Origin of the sequence: Pseudomonas sp. P1.8 (assembly GCF_001269805.1) — a bacterium.
Taxonomy (GTDB): Bacteria; Pseudomonadota; Gammaproteobacteria; order Pseudomonadales; family Pseudomonadaceae; genus Aquipseudomonas.
Genome location: NZ_LHVM01000023.1, coordinates 205,983 through 225,419, shown reverse-complemented (window position 1 = coordinate 225,419; position 19,437 = coordinate 205,983). Strand labels below are relative to the sequence as shown.

Below are 19,437 nucleotides of genomic sequence, written 5' to 3'. Positions count from 1 at the left end.
GTACTCGGCATTGGCGTACAACCGAAATACCTGTAGGAGCTGGCTTGCCAGCGATGGGGCCGCCATGAACGCCGCCCATATTGATCATTAACCTGAGCGTAACGATCCTCCACTCTGCTTGATTGATACGCCCCACCCAACGCTCCTAAGGTAGCTCCACGACAGCGAACCCGTGGAGTGGTCATGACAACAACAATATCCCCCGACTCGCGATGGACGCGGCGGCGCAGCGAAAAGCAGCGACGCCTCGAGCTGGTGCGAGGTCTTGCCGACGGCGTGGTGTTGCCCACCGATAACATCGTCGCGGCGCTTGAAGCGCTGATTCTGCCCGGTGACCGCGTGGTGCTCGAAGGCAACAACCAGAAGCAGGCGGATTTCCTTTCCCGCTCCCTGGCCAAGGCCGACCCCGAGAAGCTGCATGACCTGCACATGATCATGCCCAGCGTCGGACGTTCCGAACACCTGGACCTGTTCGAGCGTGGCATCGCCCGCAAGCTCGACTTCTCTTTCGCGGGTACCCAAAGCCTGCGCATCAGCCAGTTGCTTGAAGATGGCTTGCTGGAAATCGGCGCGATCCACACCTACATCGAACTCTACGCACGGCTGGTGGTGGACCTGATTCCCAACGTTGTGCTGTCGGCCGGGTTCATGGCCGACCGCGCCGGCAACATCTACACCGGGCCGAGCACCGAAGACACCCCGGCGCTGATCGAACCGGCGGCCTTCAGCGACGGCATCGTCATCGTCCAGGTCAATCAGCTGGTGGACGACGTCAGCGACCTGCCGCGTGTGGACATTCCCGCCTCCTGGGTCGACTTCGTGGTGGTGGCCGACAAGCCGTTCTATATCGAACCGCTGTTCACCCGCGACCCTCGGCACATCAAGCCCGTGCACGTGCTGATGGCGATGATGGCGATTCGTGGCATCTACGAAAAACACAACGTGCAGTCGCTTAATCACGGCATCGGTTTCAATACCGCTGCCATCGAACTGATCCTGCCGACCTACGGCGAATCCCTCGGCCTCAAAGGCAAGATCTGCCGTAACTGGACCCTCAACCCGCACCCAACACTTATCCCGGCGATTGAAAGTGGCTGGGTCGAAAGCGTGCATTGCTTCGGCACCGAGTTGGGGATGGAGAACTACATTGCGGCGCGGCCGGATGTGTTCTTTACCGGGCGCGACGGCTCCCTGCGTTCCAATCGGATGTTCAGCCAACTGGCCGGGCAATACGCCGTGGACCTGTTCATCGGCGCGACTTTGCAAGTCGATGGCGACGGTCATTCCTCCACCGTTACCCGCGGGCGCCTGGCCGGTTTCGGCGGGGCACCGAACATGGGCCACGACCCGCGCGGTCGCCGCCACGGCACTCCGGCCTGGCTCGACATGCGCAACACCGATGTGGCCGAACCGATGCTCGAGCGCGGCAAGAAACTTGTGGTGCAGATGGTCGAGACCTTCCAGGAGGGCGGCAAACCGACCTTCGTCGAAACCCTCGATGCGGTCGATGTGGCGAAGAAAAGCGGCATGCCGTTGGCGCCGATCATGGTCTACGGCGACGACGTGACCCACCTGTTGACCGAAGAAGGCATCGCCTACCTGTACAAGGCGCGCTCACTGGAAGAGCGCCAGGCGATGATCGCCGCCGTCGCCGGGGTGACCACCATCGGCCTGCGCCACAACCCCAAAGACACTGCGCGCATGCGCCGCGAAGGCCTGATCGCCTTGCCTGAAGACCTCGGCATCCGCCGCACCGACGCCACTCGCGAGTTGCTCGCGGCAAAAAGTGTGGCCGATCTGGTGGAGTGGTCCGGTGGCCTCTATAACCCGCCCGCCAAGTTCAGGAGCTGGTAATGCACGCACTTAACCTGCAACCCAAAACCCTGAGTCTGGCCGAATGGCTGGCGGACCTGGCGGTGGACGCGCTGATCGACGAAGCTGATCTGTCGCCGAAACCGGCACTGGTCGACCGTCGCGGCAATGGCGCCCACACCGATTTGCACCTGGGGCTGATGCACGCGTCGGCGCTGTCCTTGTGGTCGGCCTTTAAGGAAATGGCTGAAGCCGCCATCGAGTGCGGCGAGATCGGCTTACCCCTGCGCGAAGCCGTGGGTCGCATCGGTCGCGAAGGCGAGCAAGCCATGCTCGACACCACCGGCGGGGTGAACACCCACCGCGGGGCGATCTGGGCCTTGGGCTTGTTGATCACTGCCGCGGCGCTGGAGCCTCAATCCTGCAGCGCCAATAGCGTGGCGTTACGGGCTGCGCGGTTGGCCCTGCTCGACGATCATTTTGCTCCACGCCCGCTCAGTCACGGTGCGCAAGTCGCCCAACGCTACGGCGCTCGCGGCGCCCGTGAAGAAGCGCAACTGGGTTTTCCGGCGGTGACTCAACGGGCTCTGCCACAACTGCTGCGCAGTCGCGCCGCCGGCTATGGGGAACAGAACGCCCGGCTCGATGCGCTGCTGGCGATCATGACGAATCTGGCCGACACCTGCGTGCTGTACCGCGCCGGGGAAGAAGGCCTGCACACCATGCAATCCGGCGCTCAAGCGGTGCTCGACGCGGGCGGCACTGCCAGCCTCGCGGGCCGTCGCCGTCTGCATGAACTGGATCAACAACTCATCGCATTGAATGCCTCGCCCGGTGGTGCCGCCGACTTGTTCGCCGCCACTCTGTTGCTCGACCGTATCGAGCGCGACGGCATCCTTCAGGGAGCGTTTTGATGGAAACCTTATCCTTTGAATTCCCCGCCGGGCAGCCGCCACGCGGTCGTACCCTGGTGGGCTGTGTCGGCTCGGGTGATCTGGAAGTGCTGATCGAACCGGGTCAGGCCGGCAAGCTGACGATCAACGTACAGACCTCGGTCAATGGCAGTGAACAACGCTGGCAACATCTGTTCGCACGGATGTTCGACGGCCAGACGCCACCGGCGATGGACATCGATATCCACGATTTCGGCGCGACTCCCGGTGTGGTGCGTCTGCGTCTGGAACAAGGCTTCGAGGAGATCGGCCATGACTGACAGCGCATCCCTGCTCAACAAGCTCAGCTTCGTCGAACTCGGTGCGCGGCAACGGGCCAAGGCGTTGCTCGACGCCGGTACGTTCCGCGAACTGCTCGACCCCTTTCAGCGGATCATGTCGCCGTGGTTGTCGCGCCAGGGCGTGGTGCCGCAAGCCGACGACGGCGTGGTGATCGCCAAGGGCAATCTCGATGGTTTGCCGGTGGTGATCGCGGCCATCGAAGGGGCGTTCCAGGGCGGCAGCCTCGGTGAAGTCGGCGGAGCAAAAATTGCCGGCGCACTGGAACTGGCCGCCGAAGACAACCGCAACGGCATCCCGACCCGCGCCGTGCTGCTGCTGGAAACCGGCGGCGTGCGCTTGCAGGAAGCCAATCTGGGCCTGGCGGCGATTGCCGACATCCACGCCGCGATTGTCGATTTGCAGCGGTATCAACCCGTGGTCGGTGTGGTGGCGGGCAGTGTCGGTTGCTTTGGTGGCATGTCGATTGCCGCCGGGTTGTGCAGCTATCTGTTGGTGACCCAGGAGGCGCGACTCGGCCTGAACGGCCCGCAAGTGATCGAGCAGGAAGCCGGGCTTGAGGAATACGACTCCCGCGACCGGCCTTTCATTTGGAGCCTGACCGGTGGCGAGCAGCGCTTCGCCAGTGGCCTGGTGGACCGCTATGTTGCCGACGACGTGGCGCAGATCCGACAGCAGGTGGGTGAGTTACTCCAGCAAGGTTTGCCGGCGCAACCCCGTAGCCAACAGGTCGAGCTGTTCCTGCAACGGTTGGCGCGTCTGGACGCCGAACCGCAAATCGAGCCGTCTGTGGTTCGCGATCTGTACCAAGGAGAACGCCCATGAGTTCGTATTCCCTGCGAGGCTTGAACTGGTTCAACGCCTTGAGCGCCGGGGCGAAAGCGGTCGAAGGTTTGCCCGCTTCGCTGAAGGTCGCGGACGGTTCGCTGGGCAATCAGCCGGTGCGTTTCATTGCGGTGGTGGCGGATCCGGAAAACCGATTCGTCCGTGCACGCAACGGCGAGGTGGGCTTGCTCGAAGGCTGGGGCCTGGCCAAGGCCGTGGATGAAGTCATCGCCGCCGATCAGAACAGGACACACAAGCGCGCCGTGATCGCTATCGTCGACGTGCCGAGCCAGGCCTACGGTCGACGCGAAGAAGCCCTCGGCATTCATCAGGCACTGGCCGCTGCGGCGGACAGTTATGCCCGTGCCCGTCTGGCGGGTCATGCGGTGATCGGTTTGCTGGTGGGCAAGGCAATGTCCGGGGCGTTTCTGGCCCACGGCTATCAGGCCAATCGCTTGATCGCCCTACGCGATCCGGGGGTGATGGTGCACGCCATGGGCAAGGCATCGGCGGCGCGGGTGACCTTGCGCAGCGTCGAAGAACTCGAAGCCCTGGCGGCCAGCGTGCCGCCGATGGCCTATGACATCGACAGCTATGCCAGCCTCGGGCTGCTGTGGGAAACCCTGTCGGTGGAACAGATCGAGCAGCCGACGGCAGCGGATCTGGCGCGGGTGACCGATTGCCTGTATCAGGCGATTGGCGATGTGGCTGCTGGTGACCGTGATCTGAGCGGTCGTCTGGGGGCCGCCAACCGGGCGGCGTCGAGCAAGGTTCGCCAATTGCTGAGAGCTCAGTGGTGAGCACGCTATTGGCTCACGACCTGCTGTGGGGCATGACCCCGCAGCAGTTGCCTGTGGATGCGCCTGCCTGGGTGATCGAGTCGATCAGTGCCGGTCAGCCGGTGGTGGTCCGTCGCGCCTTGAGCGCGGCGGGGCAGGTGGCTGTGGGCGTGCGCGGTCCGTTGCGCGAACAGCGATTTGCCGCGTTGATGCAAGTCTCTTCCCTTACGCGGCGGGTGCGGCCTGAAGAGCTGTGCCATGTTCAAGGCCAGCGCGATTTCCCGGCGCTGCGGGCCTTGGCGCAACTGCGCTCGCACCTCGATGACAGTGGTTGGGTCTGGGGTGTCAGCGGCAGCGCCGGGTTCGAGTTGGCCAGTGGATTTGCCGCTTTGCACGAGGGCAGCGACCTCGACCTGATCCTGCGTACACCGAGTCCGTTGAGTCGTCGCGACGCCCAGGCGTTGGTGGCCGTTCTTGATGCCGTCTTGTGCCGCGTTGACCTGCAATTGCAGACACCGTCGGGCGCCGTTGCCTTGCGCGAATGGGCCGGCACTTCGTCGCGGGTCCTGCTGAAAAGTGCCACTCAAGCCACGCTGGTGACTGATCCGTGGAATCCTCAGGAGCAAGCAGCATGAGCAGCTTGCTGGTGTTCCCCGGCCAGGGCGCGCAACAACCCGGCATGCTCGCGCGTTTGCCTCGGGAAACGTTGAACGAGGCAAGCGACCTGCTCGGTGAAGATGTGACGCAGCTGGACTCTGCCGAGGCGTTGCGGTCGACGAGGGCGGTGCAGCTTTGCCTGCTGATCGCCGGTGTCGCCGCTTCACGCCAGTTGGCCATGGCCCCGGACTACGTGGCCGGCTTGTCGATCGGCGCTTACCCGGCAGCGGTGGTGGCCGGTGCCCTGGGTTTCAGCGATGCGTTGCATCTGGTTAGCCTGCGCGGTGAGTTGATGCAGCAGGCTTATCCACAGGGCTACGGCATGACCGCAATCATCGGTCTGGACCTGGCCGCCGTGGAAGGGTTGCTGGCCCGGGTGCACAGCGCGCAAATGCCGGTTTATCTGGCCAATATCAACGCCGATAACCAGCTGGTGATTGCCGGTAGCGACGCGGCGATGAAAGCGCTGGCCGAGTTAGCGAAAGGTTGCGGGGCTGGCCTGGCCAAACGTCTGGCAGTGAGCGTGCCGTCCCACTGCCCATTGCTTGAGGCGCCCGCACAACGGTTGGCCCAAGCCTTTGCTCAGGTGTCGCTGCACACCCCAAAAATCGGCTACCTGAGCGGCAGTCGCGCGCGACCGCTGATCAAGCCCGAAGCCTTGCGTGACGACCTGGCCTTCAACATGTGCCGCATCGTCGATTGGCGCGGCACGGTACAAAGCGCTTACGAGCGCGGTGTACGTTTACAGATCGAACTGCCGCCCGGTGCGGTGTTGACCGGGCTGGCGCGCCGGGTGTTCGAGCAGGGCACCGTGATTGCCTACGACGGTGCCCGGCTCGATACCTTGCAGGCGCTGATGCGTGAGGAGGGAAGTCGCCACTCTTAAATCACCCGACTTAAGGCTTCGAACAACAAAAACAACATTCGAAATGCACTTTGAGGACTACGACAATGATTATTTACGGTGTGGCGCTGTTGGCGATCTGTACGCTGGCAGGGGTGATCATGGGTGACATGCTCGGTGTTTTGCTAGGCGTGAAGTCAAACGTCGGCGGCGTCGGGATCGCGATGATCCTGCTGATCTGCGCACGGTTGTGGATGCACCGCCACGGCGGCATGACCAAGGATTGCGAACTGGGCGTCGGCTTCTGGGGCGCGATGTACATCCCGGTGGTGGTGGCGATGGCGGCGCAGCAAAACGTGGTCACGGCACTGCATGGCGGTCCGGTGGCGGTGTTGGCGGCGATCGGTTCGGTAGTGATCTGCGGCTGCACCATTGCCCTGATCAGCCGGACCCACAAAGGCGAACCCTTGCCCGATGAACCGGTGGATGTAACGCCGGTTGGCGCACCGGCAGGAGGTCGCTGATATGTGGGATCTCATCAAGAGCGGTCTGGAACACAACGGTCTGGTCACCGCATTCGCCTTTGTCGGCGTGATCATGTGGGTGTCAGTGCTGATTTCCAAACGTCTGACCTTCGGGCGCATCCACGGCTCGGCGATTGCCATCGTCATCGGCCTGGTGCTGGCTTGGGTCGGCGGCACAATGACCGGGGGGCAAAAAGGCCTGGCGGACCTGACGCTGTTTTCCGGCATCGGGTTGATGGGCGGTGCCATGCTGCGGGACTTCGCCATCGTCGCCACGGCATTTGAAGTGCAGGCCACGGAGGCGAAAAAGGCCGGTTTGATCGGTGTGATCGCGCTGCTGTTGGGCACAGTGTTACCGTTTATTGTCGGTGCTTGCCTGGCCTGGGTTTTCGGTTACCGCGACGCGGTGAGCATGACCACCATTGGTGCCGGTGCGGTGACCTACATTGTCGGGCCAGTGACCGGCGCGGCCATTGGCGCCAGTTCCGATGTGGTGGCGCTGTCGATTGCCACCGGTCTGATCAAGGCGATTCTGGTGATGGTCGGCACGCCGATGGCGGCGCGCTGGATGGGCCTGGATAACCCGCGCTCGGCGATGGTGTTCGGTGGGCTGGCCGGGACGGTCAGTGGCGTGACCGCCGGATTGGCGGCGACGGATCGGCGCCTGGTGCCTTATGGCGCGTTGACCGCGACCTTTCACACCGGGCTTGGCTGTTTGCTCGGGCCTTCGTTGTTGTTCTTCATCGTTCGCGGGATTGTCGGCTAAACCGCGAGTTGTATTGCCTGGTCTGACGCCATCGCCGGCAAGCCGGCTACTACAGGATTTACGCAGTCTTTGAAGGAGCCGGCTTGCCGGCGATGGGGGCAACACGGTTTCAAGCCTGCCGATTGGCATACATCCGACATTCCGCCAGCAACGCCAGCAGATTCGGATCACGCTCCTTGGCTTTCAGGAACACCACGCCAATGTGCTGCTGCAACCGGTACTTTTCCTGCAATGGGATCAGCTTCACACGGTTCTCGTACACCGCCGCGATCCTTCCTGGCAGCAACGCATAACCGACGCCCGAACTGACCATGCTCAGCAGGGTGAAGATGTCGTTGACCTGCATCGCCACCTTCGGTTCGAACCCTGCCTGCTCGAATACCCGCTTGCCGTCCTGATGGGTGGCGAAGCCCTGGGTCAGGGTGATGAAGGTTTCGGCGCGAACCTCGGCCAGGTCGACTTCGGTTCGTTGGGCAAACTTGGAGTCGGCGGGTGTGGCGAGGAAGATGTCGTCGGAAAACAGCGGGATCTGCTCGCAATCCGGATCGTTGACACTGTCGTCCAGCGACACCAGGATCGCATCGACTTCCATGTTCTTCAGCTTGTAGAGCAGGTCGAAATTGGAGCCCAGAATCAGGTCGATATTGAGTTCGCTACGGCGGATCTTCAAACCCATGATCAGCTGCGGCACTGTCTTCACTGTCAGTGAATACAGTGAGCCGAGTTTGAACCGTTCGGCGGAGAACCCGGCGGCTTCGCGAGTCAGGCGCACGCTTTCGACGACATCCTGAATCAGCTTCTGCGCCCGCTCCTCCAGCACATAAGCGCTTTCCAGCGGTGTCAGGTTGCGGCCTTCGTGCTTGAACAACGGGCACCGCAGAGCGCTTTCCAGGGAATGGATCGCCCGATGCACGCTGACGTTGCTGGTCTGCAATTCGGCAGCGGCCCGCGCCAGGTTGCCGGTGCGCATGAAGGCCAGGAATACCTCAAGCTTTTTCAGGGTCAACTCTTCATCGATCAGCATGGGGCGTGGCTCTTATTCGAATGCCTCGATTGTGCCTAATTCCATAAGCCCACGCAGGCCTTTGTAGGCGCTGGCTTGCCGGCGATAGCAATCTTCAAAGCAGCGCAAAATACCATGGCCCCATCGCCGGCAAGCCGGCTCCTACAGGGGGATTTGTGTTCTGAAACATTGCGCTTTTACGCTTCAGGCCTGAGCCTTGCGTTCTGCGGCAATGAATTGCGAGGTGAGCAACCTATGTATCACGGGGAAAGACTGAACGCCTGGACGCACTTGGTGGGAGCGGTCGCGGCGACGGTCGGCGTGGTGTGGATGCTGGTGATCGCCAGCCTCGACGGCAGTCCATGGAAGATCGTCAGCGTGGCGATCTACGGATTTACCTTGATGTCGCTCTACAGCGCTTCGACCGTTTACCACAGCGTTCGCGGGCGCAAAAAAACGATCATGCAGAAGGTCGATCACTTTTCGATCTACCTGTTGATCGCCGGCAGCTACACGCCATTCTGCCTGGTGAGCTTGCGCGGGCCGTGGGGCTGGACGTTGTTCGGGATTGTCTGGGGGCTGGCGTTGATCGGCATCCTGCAAGAGATCAAACCGCGCTCGGAAGCCCGCGTCCTGTCGATCGTGATTTACGCGGTGATGGGTTGGATCGTGCTGGTGGCGGTCAAGCCGCTGTTGGCTGCATTGGGTATAGCAGGGTTTGCCTGGCTGGCGGCGGGCGGGATTTTCTACACCGTGGGCATTATCTTTTTTGCCCTGGACCATCGCTTGCGGCATGCCCACGGGATCTGGCATCTGTTCGTGATCGCGGGGAGTTTGCTGCACTTTGTGGCGATTTTCTTTTATGTCCTCTAGACCGCGTCGCGGTCTTCGCCAGCAAGCCGGCTCCTACAGATGCCTTTGATCTTCGTAGGAGCTGGCTTGCCAGCGAAAGGGCCCTAGAAGTCACCCCAAAGCTGCTGGGCCACCGCCAATGCCACCACCGGCGCAGTCTCGGTACGCAATACCCGAGGGCCGAGGCGGGCAGCATGGAAGCCGGCGCCCTTGGCCTGATCCACTTCAGCATCCGACAATCCACCTTCCGGCCCGATCAGAAATGCCAGGGTCGCAGGCTTGGCGTGACTGACCAATGGCTCGGCGACCGGATGCAGCACCAATTTCAATTCGGCTTCAGTCTGTTTCAACCAGTCGGCCAACAGCAGCGGCGGATGGATCACCGGCACTGTGGAGCGACCGCATTGCTCGCAGGCGCTGATTGCCACCTGACGCCAGTGCAGCAAGCGTTTGTCGGCGCGTTCATCCTTGAGCCGGACTTCGCAGCGTTCGGTGAAGATCGGGGTGATTTCAGTGACGCCCAACTCCGTGGCCTTCTGAATCGCCCAGTCCATGCGTTCGCCCCGGGACAGGCCCTGGCCGAGATGGATTTGCAGCGGCGACTCGATCTGCCCGGCGAAATTTTCATCGATCTGTACCACCACGCGTTTTTTGCCGACGTCGACCAGCGTGGCGCGAAACTCCTGGCCTGAGCCGTCGAACAGTTGCAGCGCATCACCCTCGGCCATGCGTAGCACACGGCTGATGTAATGGGCCTGAGCCTCCGGCAGTTCGTGCTCGCCGATGCTCAGGGGGGCGTCGATAAAGAAGCGGGACAGTCTCATGCTGGGTCTCTGAAAAAGATACAAATCATCTGAAGGTCGTACCGACCTTATAGCTGGCAAGCCAGTTCCTACAGGTTAGGTGCCGCACACAAAGTTTGTGGAACATACAAATCCTTGTAGGAGCTGGCTTGCCAGCGAAAACGGTCTACCAGATCCAACAGGATTACGGTTGAAATCAATCAGCCCGGATCACGGAACCCCGGATGAAAGTCCTTCGGCACCGCCACGCTGACGCTTTCGCGGGTCGCGATGTCGATGCCTTCAGTGGCCACTTTGGCGAGGAAGTCAATCTGCTCCGGGGTGATCACATACGGCGGCAGGAAATACACCACACTGCCCAACGGACGCAGTAAAGCACCGCGCTCCAGCGCGTGCTGGAACACCTTCAGGCCGCGACGCTCCTGCCACGGATAGGCTTCTTTGCTCGCCTTGTCCTTGACCATCTCGATGGCCAGCACCATGCCGGTCTGGCGCACTTCGCTGACGTTCGGGTGATCGACCAGATGCGCAGTGGACGAGGCCATGCGCTGGGCCAACGCCTTGTTGTTCTCGATGACGTTGTCTTCTTCGAAGATATCCAGCGTCGCCAAGGCTGCCGCACACGCCAACGGGTTGCCGGTGTAGCTGTGGGAATGCAGGAAGGCGCGCAAGGTCGGGTAGTCGTCGTAGAACGCGCTGTAGACCTCGTCGGTGGTTATGCACGCCGCCAGCGGCAGATAGCCGCCGGTCAGGGCTTTGGACAGGCACAGGAAGTCCGGGCGGATGCCGGCCTGCTCGCAGGCGAACATCGTCCCGGTGCGGCCGAAGCCGACGGCGATTTCGTCGTGAATCAGGTGCACGCCATAGCGGTCGCAGGCTTCGCGCAGCAGCTTGAGGTACACCGGGTGGTACATGCGCATGCCGCCGGCGCCCTGGATCAGCGGCTCGACGATCACCGCCGCGACCGTGTCGTGGTTTTCGGCCAGGGTCTGTTCCATGGCGGCGAACATGTTGCGCGAGTGCTCTTCCCAGCTCATGCCTTCGGGACGCAGGTAGCAGTCCGGGCTCGGCACCTTGATGGTGTCCATCAACAGCGCTTTATAGGTCTCGGTGAACAGCGGCACGTCGCCCACCGACATCGCGGCCATGGTTTCGCCGTGGTAGCTGTTGGTCAGAGTGACGAAGCGCTTCTTGTTCGTCTGGCCGCGGTTGAGCCAGTAATGAAAGCTCATTTTCAGTGCCACTTCGATGCAGGACGAGCCGTTGTCGGCGTAGAAGCACCGGGTCAGGCCTTCCGGTGTCATCTTCACCAGACGCTCTGACAGCTCGATCACCGGTTGATGGCTGAAGCCGGCGAGGATCACGTGCTCCAGCTGATCGACCTGATCCTTGATGCGCTGGTTGATCCGCGGATTGGCGTGACCGAACACATTGACCCACCAGGAGCTGACCGCATCGAGGTAGCGCTTGCCTTCGAAATCTTCGAGCCAGACGCCTTCACCGCGCTTGATCGGGATCAGCGGCAGTTGTTCGTGATCTTTCATCTGGGTGCAGGGATGCCACAACACCGCGAGGTCGCGTTGCATCCACTGATTATTCAGGCCCATTTTCACTCTCCTGGAGGCGGTCCGAGACAAGCGCGGACCTACAATCGCGCAAGCCTATGCAATGCGTGCCACGGGGACAACCCATTGTGTCGATTGAGCTACTTTGTATAGGTCGATAGACGTCGCTGGCGGCGTTTTGATGGCTGACGTATTCTTCGCGGTTCTTGAGCCGTCTGGCTGCAAAAAAAACCGCTGTTTTCCTCGTGTATTTCCGGAGTTCGCTGAATGTCTGTCGGTTGGCTGCGCGCCTGTGCGCTGGTGATGTTGGGGCTGTTCAGCGTGTCTGCGCTGGCCAAGGATAAAACCGCAATCGTGATCGGCGGCGGGGTCTCGGGCCTCACGGCGGCATACGAGCTGCAAAACAAGGGCTGGCAGGTCACCCTGCTGGAAGCCAAGTCGAGCCCGGGCGGTCGCTCCGGCATGGCCACCAGTGAGTGGATCGGCAACGACAAGGCCCAGCCAGTGCTGAACAAATACGTGTCGACCTTCAAGCTGAGCACCACGCCGGCGCCTGAATTCGTGCGGACTCCGAGCTACCTGATCGACGGCGAGTATTTCTCCGCCGCCGACCTGGCGACCAAGCAACCGGCCACCGCCGAGGCGCTCAAGCGCTACGAAAAGACCGTGGACGATCTGGCGCGCTCGATCGACGACCCGCAGAACCCGTCGGCCAACAGCACCCTGCACGCCCTGGACCAGATCAACGTGTCCAACTGGCTGGATCGCCTGAATCTGCCGGCCACTGCCCGTCAGCTGGTAAACCAACAGATTCGTACCCGTTATGACGAACCGTCGCGGATCTCGCTGCTGTATTTCGCCCAGCAGAGCCGCGTTTACCGTGGCGTGTCCGACCGCGACCTGCGCGCTTCGCGTCTGCTCGGTGGCAGCCCGGTACTGGCCCAGGCCTTCGTCAAGCAGCTGAAAACCATCAAGACCAGCTCGCCCGTCTCGGCCATCGTCCAGGACAAGGACGGCGTGACCGTCAAGGTCGGCAGCGTCGGTTATCAGGCGGATTACGTGGTTCTGGCCGTGCCATTGCGCGCCCTGAACAAGATCCAGATGACCCCTTCACTGGACGCCCAGCACCTGGCAGCGATCAAAGGCACCAACTACGGCTGGCGCGACCAGATCATGCTGAAGTTCAAGACGCCGGTGTGGGAGCCTAAAGCGCGCATGTCCGGTGAGATTTACAGCAACGCCGGTCTGGGCATGCTGTGGATCGAGCCAGCCCTGAAGGGCGGCGCCAACGTGGTGATCAACCTGTCCGGCGACAATGCGCGAGTGATGCAGGCGTTCGGCGACAAGCAAATGGTCGACCAGGTGCTGATTCGTCTGCACGCGTTTTATCCACAGGCGCGCGGCTCGTTCACCGGCTATGAAATCCGTCGCTACAGTACCGACCCTTCGATGGGTGGCGCTTACCTGGCGTTCGGCCCAGGCCAGATCAGCAAATTCTGGCGCCTGTGGGAACGTCCGATCCAGCGCGTAGCCTTTGCTGGCGAACACACTGACACCCTGTACCCAGGCACCCTGGAAGGTGCGTTGCGCACCGGTCAGCGTGCGGCCGCTCAGGTTGAAGACATGGCCGCTGGCAAGTCGTTCGAAGCGGAAAAACTGGTTCCGGCCACCGCAGCGGCGGTAGGCGCTGGCGCGGTTGCCGCGAAGAAGGGCAACTTCTTCAGCAACCTGTTCGGCGGTTCGGATGACGAGAAGAAGCCAGAGCCGGTCAAGGCACCTGAGCCTGTCGCACCGCCAGCTCCGGCGCCAGTTCCAGCCCCTGCAGCTGCACCGGTCCCGGTTGAAGCGCCGAAGCCTGTGGCCCCGGTGAAAACCGAGCCGGCGAAGAAAGCACCGGCCAAAGCACCTGCGAAGAAAACCGAGGCGAAAAAAGCCCCGGCCAAGACACCGGTGAAAAAAACCGATTCGGCCAAGACACCGGCGACCAAACCAGCGGCTACGACGCAAGCGAAGGCTTAACAAGACTTCGTGATGAACAGAAGCGCGGCTCATGGGCCGCGCTTTTTTTTGCCTGGACCATCGCTTTCGCGGGCAAGCCCCGTCCCACAAGGATCAGCGCAAACCCTGTATGAGCAGGCTTGCCCGCGATCAGACCGGTTCAGGCGACGATTTTTTATAAGCAGTTCATTCACACCCCGCCACAATTTCGCCTTTAATCTTTCCTTAACTCACCTGTTTCAGACTCTTGATCGTATTTCTCGATATTTCAAAGCGAAATTTTCGGCTTTAATTCGATAGATAAATCTTTAGTCTTGGTCGCAGTTCTCACAGGATTTGGGCAATGCAGCTACGAAACTCTACTTCCCGTTACGGTTGGGTCAGCATCTTCATGCATTGGGGTGTAGCGCTGGCGGTGTTCGGTTTGTTCGCCCTGGGGCTGTGGATGGTCGGCCTCGACTACTACAGCACCTGGCGCAAAGATGCACCGGACCTGCACAAGAGCATCGGCCTGGTGTTGTTGGGTGTGATGGTGTTGCGCGTACTGTGGCGCTTCATCAGCCCGCCGCCGCCGACCTTGTCCAGCTACAGCCGCACGACGCGCCTTGGCGCCAGGTTCGGCCATGGCTTTCTGTATCTCAGTCTGTTCGCTGTGATGATTGCCGGTTACCTGATTTCCACCGCAGAAGGTGTCGGGATCCCGGTGTTTGGCTTGTTTGAAGTCCCTGCGCTGGTCTCCGGACTGCCGGACCAGGCAGACACTGCTGGCGTGATTCATCTGTACCTGGCATGGGCGCTGGTAATTTTTTCCGGCCTCCATGCGTTGGCAGCATTGAAACACCACTTTATCGATCGTGATGTGACCCTCAAGCGAATGCTGGGTCGCAAAGCCTGAAGTTCAACCTCGACTCCAAAGGAAAACAAAGCATGTTGAAAAAGACTCTGGCCGCTCTGGCAATCGGTTCGGCCCTGTTGTCCGCCGGTAACGCAATGGCTGCTGACTATGTCGTCGACAAGGAAGGCCAGCACGCCTTCGTTGACTTCAAGATCAGCCACCTGGGCTACAGCTACATCACCGGGACATTCAAGGACATCGACGGCAAGTTCAGCTTCGACGCAGCCAAGCCTGAAGACAGCAAGATCGAGTTCAACGTGAACACCGCCAGCGTGTTCACCAACAACGCCGAGCGCGACAAGCACATCTCCAGCAAAGACTTCCTGAATGGCAGCAAAGCTACGTTCGTTTCCACCAGCGTCAAATCCACCGGTAAAAACGCCGCTGGCAAGGACACAGCTGACGTAGCGGGCGACCTGACCATCCTCGGCGTAACCAAGCCAATCGTGGTCAAGGCCACTTTCCTGGGTGAAGGCAAGGATCCATGGGGCGGCTACCGTGCAGGCTTCGAGGGTACCTTCAGCCTCAAGCGCTCCGATTTCGGCAAGCAGAAAGACCTGGGCCCATCGTCCGATGCCGTTGAAATGTACGTGACGTTTGAAGGTGTGAAAGCGAAGTAATGCTGAGCCCGTAGGAGCCGGCTTGCTGGCGATAGCGTCTTTCGCAACACAGCCAAATCGAGTTGCTGGCGATAGCGTCTTTCGCAACACAGCCAAATCGAGTTGCTGGCGATAGCGTCTTTCGCAACACAGCAAAACCGAGTCGCCCCCATCGCCAGCAAGCTGGCTCCTACAGGTTTTTCGCCATAAAAAATGCCCCGACTCTCACGAGCCGGGGCATTTTTTATTTCAGCGATAACTCAGCGATTGCGGGTCAGCAATGCCGGTTTTTCGCCGCGAGGACGGCTTGGCAGTTGATCCAGCTGCTCAGGTGTCGGGAAGCGATCAGCCTTCGACTCCTTGTGCATGATCTTCGGCGCAGGGCCACGCGGATTTTGCACAGCCGGTTCCGAACGCGGTTGATCGTCACGGGCCGGGCGGCGATTGCGCGAGTCTTCACGACGGGCCTGACCGTCACGCGGCGCACCGCTGCGTGGACCGCTGCGCTTGGCTGGCGGCGTACCGGTGCTGGCACCGTCGCTGTTGCGTGGAGCGTTCGAGCGACCGCCCTGTGGCTTGCCGGAGCGCGGAGCCCCCGAACCTGCCGCAGTGCCTTGTGCCGGAGCACCTGGACGGCGGCCACGGCCTTGAGCAGGTTTTTGCTGCGGCACGTAGTCGACGCGATTGCCGAAGTTATCGATATCGTCGTCCAGGAACTCGTCCGGCGCACGATCTGCGGCGGCGCGTGGCGGCTGCGACGGACGCTGTTCGCGAGCCGGAGTGCCTTCACGTGGCTTTTGCTGACGGGCCGGACGTTCGCCGCGCTCGCCTGCCGGTTTTTCCTTGCCCTTGTCCTTGCCTTTGTCCTTGCGACCGCCGCCGCCACCACCGCCGTTCGGACCGTCGCCGCGTGGGCCACGTGGATTGCGCGGGTTGCGCATGTCCGGACGCTCGCGGACTTCAGGCTTCTCAGCCTCAATGGTGCTGGCATCGAAGCCCATCAGGTCGCCGTCGGCGATTTTCTGCTTGGTCATGCGTTCAATGCTTTTCAGCAGTTTTTCTTCGTCCGGCGCCACCAGCGAAATCGCCTCGCCCGAACGACCGGCACGGCCGGTACGGCCGATGCGGTGCACGTAGTCTTCATCGACGTTCGGCAGTTCGAAGTTGACCACGTGTGGCAACTGGTCGATATCGAGGCCGCGAGCGGCGATGTCGGTGGCGACCAGGATGCGCACGGTGCCAGCCTTGAAATCGGCCAGGGCTTTGGTGCGCGCGTTCTGGCTCTTGTTGCCGTGGATGGCGACGGCGCTCAGGCCGTGTTTGTCCAGGTACTCGGCCAGGCGGTTGGCGCCGTGCTTGGTGCGGGTGAACACCAGCACCTGTTCCCAGGCGCCGGCGGTAATCAGGTGAGCCAGCAAGGCGCGCTTGTGGCTGGCCGGCAGGCGGAATACGCGCTGTTCGATGCGCTCGACCGTGGTGTTCGGCGGCGTGACTTCGATGCGTTCCGGGTTGTGCAACAGCTTGCCGGCGAGGTCGGTGATGTCCTTGGAGAAGGTCGCCGAGAACAGCAGGTTCTGGCGCTTGGCCGGCAGACGGGCCAGGACCTTCTTCACGTCATGGACGAAGCCCATGTCGAGCATGCGGTCGGCTTCGTCCAGCACGAGGATTTCCACGTGGGACAGGTCGACGCTGCCTTGGCCGGCCAGATCGAGCAGACGGCCAGGGCAGGCCACCAGCACGTCGACACCACGAGACATGGCCTGAACCTGCGGGTTCATGCCGACGCCACCGAAGATGCAGGCGCTGACGAACTTGAGGTCACGGGCATAGACCTTGAAGCTCTCATGCACCTGTGCCGCCAGTTCGCGGGTTGGGGTCAGGACCAGTACGCGCGGTTGGCGCGGGCCGTGACGCTGGGATTTGTCCGGATGACCGTTGGGGAACAACCGCTCCAGGATCGGAAGGGCGAAACCGCCGGTTTTACCAGTACCTGTCTGTGCCGCGACCATCAGGTCGCGACCTTGCAACACGGCGGGAATGGCCCGCTGTTGCACCGGAGTAGGCTCGGTATAGCCCGCTGCCTCGATGGCGCGGACTAAAGCCTCGGAGAGACCGAGGGAAGCAAAGGACATGAGTAATCCTGTTCTAAGTTAGGGCTTGGCCCAATGGGAGTCTTGCCTGGCGCGAATAGCGTTTAAGAGGAACGCAATCCCGTCCGGTCCTGCTTCGGTCACGAAGGCTCGTCTAGAGCGCTCGCGCGGGCTGCAAAGCTGCGCTGTAGCGGGGTATAGATGCCTTGAACGATTCCGAGCGTCCGGGCGTGAGCCTGGCGGGAAGGCCGGAGTATAACAGAGCAATCACTGCGCGCTGCTTTCATGCTGCTCAACGGCTTTTTCTGTGGCGGCGGTGGTTTTTTCTTTCTTCATGATGGCGGACGGCTCCGCGCCATAGCGCGCGCTCAATTCGGCGTAGGCGGGTTCGCGCTTGAAACGTTTGAGTTCTGCGCCGAAACGTTGAACCAGCAAATCCATGCCGGCATTGCGGCGCACGGCAAGGAACTGGCTTTGTTGGCTGATGACCATCGGGTTTTCGGTGATCTTGTCGCGGATTTTCAACTCGTCGAGCAAGTGTTGACCAACCCGGCGGTCGGTAATGAGCAGGTCGATTCGGCCGCGAACCAATTTGCCGAAGTTGGCCTCGTGGCTCGGTGCCGGCTCGCGGGTGAATACCGTCGAGTCGCTGAAGTCCTTGCTGTACAGGTAGCCCGGCGAGGTGCCGATAGTCAGGCCGCGCAGATCTTCCAGCGTGCGAAACGGATGAGGTCGGTTGTTGGCGTAGAACATTACGAACTGCACGTCAGAGAGGGGCTCGCTGGGGTAGAGCAAGGTCGCATCGCGTTCGTCGCTGTGGAAAATGTCCAGCGCGCCATCGGCCTGGCCGGACTCCAGCATCGACAGGCAGCGTTTCCACGGCAGGAACTGCCATTCCACTTCAATGCCCAGACGCTTGAACACAATGGCGGTGGTTTCGTAGTCCAGACCCAGAGCCTTGCCGCCGTCCTCATACACGTAAGGTGCCCACGGTTCAGTGACAATACGCAACTTCTCGCCCCGAGCGGCGAAGCTCAGGCAAGTGAAAGCAAGCACGGCGATTAACTGCTTGATCAAAGGCATGGGCTGAGATTACGACGAGAAATCGGAAAGAGCCAGAAACCGAGCGCAGATGCTCTAACTCCGTGGATTACTGCACAAAAAAAGTGCGTTGAAAGTAAAAGATCGCAACCTTCGGCAGTTCCTGCACAGGGATGTGTAACCCGTGTAGGAGCTGCCGCAGGCTGCGATCTTTTGATCTTGCTTGAACGACTTTTCTAGCGAGGCAACTTCAGGTTGTTCCACACCGCCAGGCTCGCTTCAGCCTGGTTCAATGTGTAGAAGTGCAAGCCAGGAGCGCCGCCTTGCAGCAGGCGTTCACACATCTCGGTGATGACTTGCTCACCAAAGCCTTGAATGCTTTGGGTGTCGTCGCCGAAGGCTTCCAGTTGCTTGCGGATCCAGCGCGGGATTTCCGCACCGCAGGCATCGGAGAAGCGCGCGAGCTTGCTGTAGTTGGTGATCGGCATGATCCCCGGAACGATCGGAATGTTCACGCCCAGTGCCCGTACACGCTCGACGAAGTAGAAGTAACTGTCGGCGTTGAAGAAGTACTGGGTGATTGCACTGTCGGCGCCAGCGTTGGCCTTGCGCACGAAATTGGCGATATCGTCTTCGAAATTGCGCGCTTGCGGATGCATCTCCGGATATGCGGCCACTTCGATGTGGAAATGATCGCCGGTTTCTTCACGAATGAATTCAACCAGGTCATTGGCGTGGCGCATTTCACCGCTGGCCATGCCCATGCCCGAAGGCAGGTCACCGCGTAGCGCTACGATGCGCTTGATGCCAGCTGATTTGTACTGGGCCAGCAGGCCGCGCAAGTCTTCCTTGCTGTCGCCTACGCAAGACAGATGTGGCGCGGCCGGCACTTTGACTTCGCTTTCGAGCTGCAACACGGTGTTGAGCGTGCGATCACGGGTCGAACCGCCGGCGCCGTAGGTGCAGGAGAAGAAGTCGGGATTGTAGGTAGCCAACTGGCGAGCAGTGGCGAGCAGCTTTTCATGCCCAGCATCGGTCTTCGTAGGGAAGAACTCGAAGCTGTAGCGACGATCTTGGGACATGGTCATACCCTTTAAAACGCGTAAGCCTGTGAGCCGGTTTGCCCGCAATCGCCAGCAAGCCGGCTCCTAC

19 protein-coding genes are annotated in these 19,437 nt (G+C 61.2%); 13 read left to right on the top strand and 6 right to left on the bottom strand.

What is annotated here, in order from left to right; genetic code table 11:
• Positions 1 to 183 precede the first annotated feature (183 nt).
• The 9 genes from mdcA (at position 184) to madM (ending at position 7,439) form a co-directional block, all read left to right on the top strand.
• Positions 184 to 1,854 (top strand): malonate decarboxylase subunit alpha, encoded by a 1,671-nt coding sequence (mdcA, locus tag AD668_RS25230; RefSeq protein ID WP_053163254.1) that lies wholly within the window; start codon positions 184 to 186, stop codon positions 1,852 to 1,854.
• Entirely contained in the window at positions 1,854 to 2,726 is an 873-nt protein-coding gene (locus AD668_RS25225) for a triphosphoribosyl-dephospho-CoA synthase (RefSeq protein WP_053163251.1), read from the top strand. The genes mdcA and AD668_RS25225 overlap by 1 nt, the downstream gene beginning before the upstream one ends.
• A complete protein-coding gene (locus tag AD668_RS25220) occupies positions 2,726 to 3,025 on the top strand; it encodes a malonate decarboxylase subunit delta (protein WP_007975424.1) in 300 nt (99 codons plus the stop codon). Before AD668_RS25225 ends, AD668_RS25220 begins: the two co-directional genes overlap by 1 nt.
• Entirely contained in the window at positions 3,018 to 3,869 is an 852-nt protein-coding gene (locus AD668_RS25215; RefSeq protein ID WP_053163248.1) for a biotin-independent malonate decarboxylase subunit beta, read from the top strand. Before AD668_RS25220 ends, AD668_RS25215 begins: the two co-directional genes overlap by 8 nt.
• Positions 3,866 to 4,669, top strand: a complete 804-nt coding sequence (mdcE, locus tag AD668_RS25210) for a biotin-independent malonate decarboxylase subunit gamma (RefSeq protein WP_053163245.1) — start codon at positions 3,866 to 3,868, stop codon at positions 4,667 to 4,669. Before AD668_RS25215 ends, mdcE begins: the two co-directional genes overlap by 4 nt.
• A complete protein-coding gene (locus tag AD668_RS25205; protein ID WP_053163242.1) occupies positions 4,663 to 5,283 on the top strand; it encodes a malonate decarboxylase holo-ACP synthase in 621 nt (206 codons plus the stop codon). The genes mdcE and AD668_RS25205 overlap by 7 nt, the downstream gene beginning before the upstream one ends.
• Positions 5,280 to 6,191 (top strand): malonate decarboxylase subunit epsilon, encoded by a 912-nt coding sequence (gene mdcH, locus AD668_RS25200; RefSeq protein WP_053163240.1) that lies wholly within the window; start codon positions 5,280 to 5,282, stop codon positions 6,189 to 6,191. The genes AD668_RS25205 and mdcH overlap by 4 nt, the downstream gene beginning before the upstream one ends.
• 65 nt (positions 6,192 to 6,256) lie before the next feature.
• Positions 6,257 to 6,673 (top strand): malonate transporter subunit MadL, encoded by a 417-nt coding sequence (gene madL, locus AD668_RS25195; protein WP_053163237.1) that lies wholly within the window; start codon positions 6,257 to 6,259, stop codon positions 6,671 to 6,673.
• Position 6,674: 1 nt separating this feature from the next.
• The gene (gene madM, locus AD668_RS25190; protein ID WP_053163234.1) at positions 6,675 to 7,439 is read left to right on the top strand and encodes a malonate transporter subunit MadM; all 765 of its coding nucleotides are present in this window, start codon (positions 6,675 to 6,677) and stop codon (positions 7,437 to 7,439) included.
• A gap of 109 nt (positions 7,440 to 7,548) precedes the next feature.
• On the opposite strand, the gene AD668_RS25185 is transcribed toward madM, so the two are convergent.
• Complete coding sequence (locus AD668_RS25185; RefSeq protein WP_053163230.1) at positions 7,549 to 8,463, bottom strand: LysR substrate-binding domain-containing protein; 915 nt, start codon at positions 8,461 to 8,463, stop codon at positions 7,549 to 7,551.
• Between the two features lie 234 nt (positions 8,464 to 8,697).
• Here AD668_RS25185 and AD668_RS25180 point away from each other — a divergent pair, with 234 nt between their 5' ends.
• Entirely contained in the window at positions 8,698 to 9,315 is a 618-nt protein-coding gene (locus AD668_RS25180) for a hemolysin III family protein (protein WP_053163227.1), read from the top strand.
• Positions 9,316 to 9,398: 83 nt separating this feature from the next.
• Here the strand turns inward: AD668_RS25180 and AD668_RS25175 are convergent, their stop codons facing one another.
• Together AD668_RS25175 and AD668_RS25170 are read right to left on the bottom strand one after the other, a co-directional pair.
• On the bottom strand, positions 9,399 to 10,118 hold the full coding sequence (locus AD668_RS25175) for a 16S rRNA (uracil(1498)-N(3))-methyltransferase (RefSeq protein WP_053163224.1): 720 nt from the start codon (positions 10,116 to 10,118) through the stop codon (positions 9,399 to 9,401).
• 179 nt (positions 10,119 to 10,297) lie between these two features.
• On the bottom strand, positions 10,298 to 11,704 hold the full coding sequence (locus AD668_RS25170; protein WP_053163221.1) for an adenosylmethionine--8-amino-7-oxononanoate transaminase: 1,407 nt from the start codon (positions 11,702 to 11,704) through the stop codon (positions 10,298 to 10,300).
• 225 nt (positions 11,705 to 11,929) lie between these two features.
• Here AD668_RS25170 and AD668_RS25165 point away from each other — a divergent pair, with 225 nt between their 5' ends.
• The 3 genes from AD668_RS25165 (at position 11,930) to AD668_RS25155 (ending at position 15,175) form a co-directional block, all read left to right on the top strand.
• Entirely contained in the window at positions 11,930 to 13,681 is a 1,752-nt protein-coding gene (locus AD668_RS25165) for a flavin monoamine oxidase family protein (protein ID WP_053163218.1), read from the top strand.
• A 322-nt stretch (positions 13,682 to 14,003) separates the two neighbouring features.
• Entirely contained in the window at positions 14,004 to 14,555 is a 552-nt protein-coding gene (locus tag AD668_RS25160; protein WP_053163216.1) for a cytochrome b, read from the top strand.
• A 32-nt stretch (positions 14,556 to 14,587) separates the two neighbouring features.
• Positions 14,588 to 15,175 carry a YceI family protein gene (locus AD668_RS25155; protein ID WP_053163213.1) on the top strand — a complete coding sequence of 196 codons (588 nt, stop codon included), beginning with the start codon at positions 14,588 to 14,590 and terminating at the stop codon, positions 15,173 to 15,175.
• 239 nt (positions 15,176 to 15,414) lie between these two features.
• Here AD668_RS25155 and AD668_RS25150 read toward each other — a convergent pair whose 3' ends face one another.
• The 3 genes from AD668_RS25150 to metF form a co-directional block, all read right to left on the bottom strand.
• On the bottom strand, positions 15,415 to 17,286 hold the full coding sequence (locus AD668_RS25150) for a DEAD/DEAH box helicase (protein ID WP_053163209.1): 1,872 nt from the start codon (positions 17,284 to 17,286) through the stop codon (positions 15,415 to 15,417).
• A gap of 225 nt (positions 17,287 to 17,511) precedes the next feature.
• Positions 17,512 to 18,327, bottom strand: a complete 816-nt coding sequence (locus tag AD668_RS25145; RefSeq protein ID WP_053163207.1) for an ABC transporter substrate-binding protein — start codon at positions 18,325 to 18,327, stop codon at positions 17,512 to 17,514.
• A 194-nt stretch (positions 18,328 to 18,521) separates the two neighbouring features.
• Positions 18,522 to 19,367: a methylenetetrahydrofolate reductase [NAD(P)H] gene (metF, locus tag AD668_RS25140; protein WP_053163204.1), complete on the bottom strand. Its 846-nt coding sequence runs from the start codon at positions 19,365 to 19,367 to the stop codon at positions 18,522 to 18,524.
• Positions 19,368 to 19,437 lie beyond the last annotated feature (70 nt).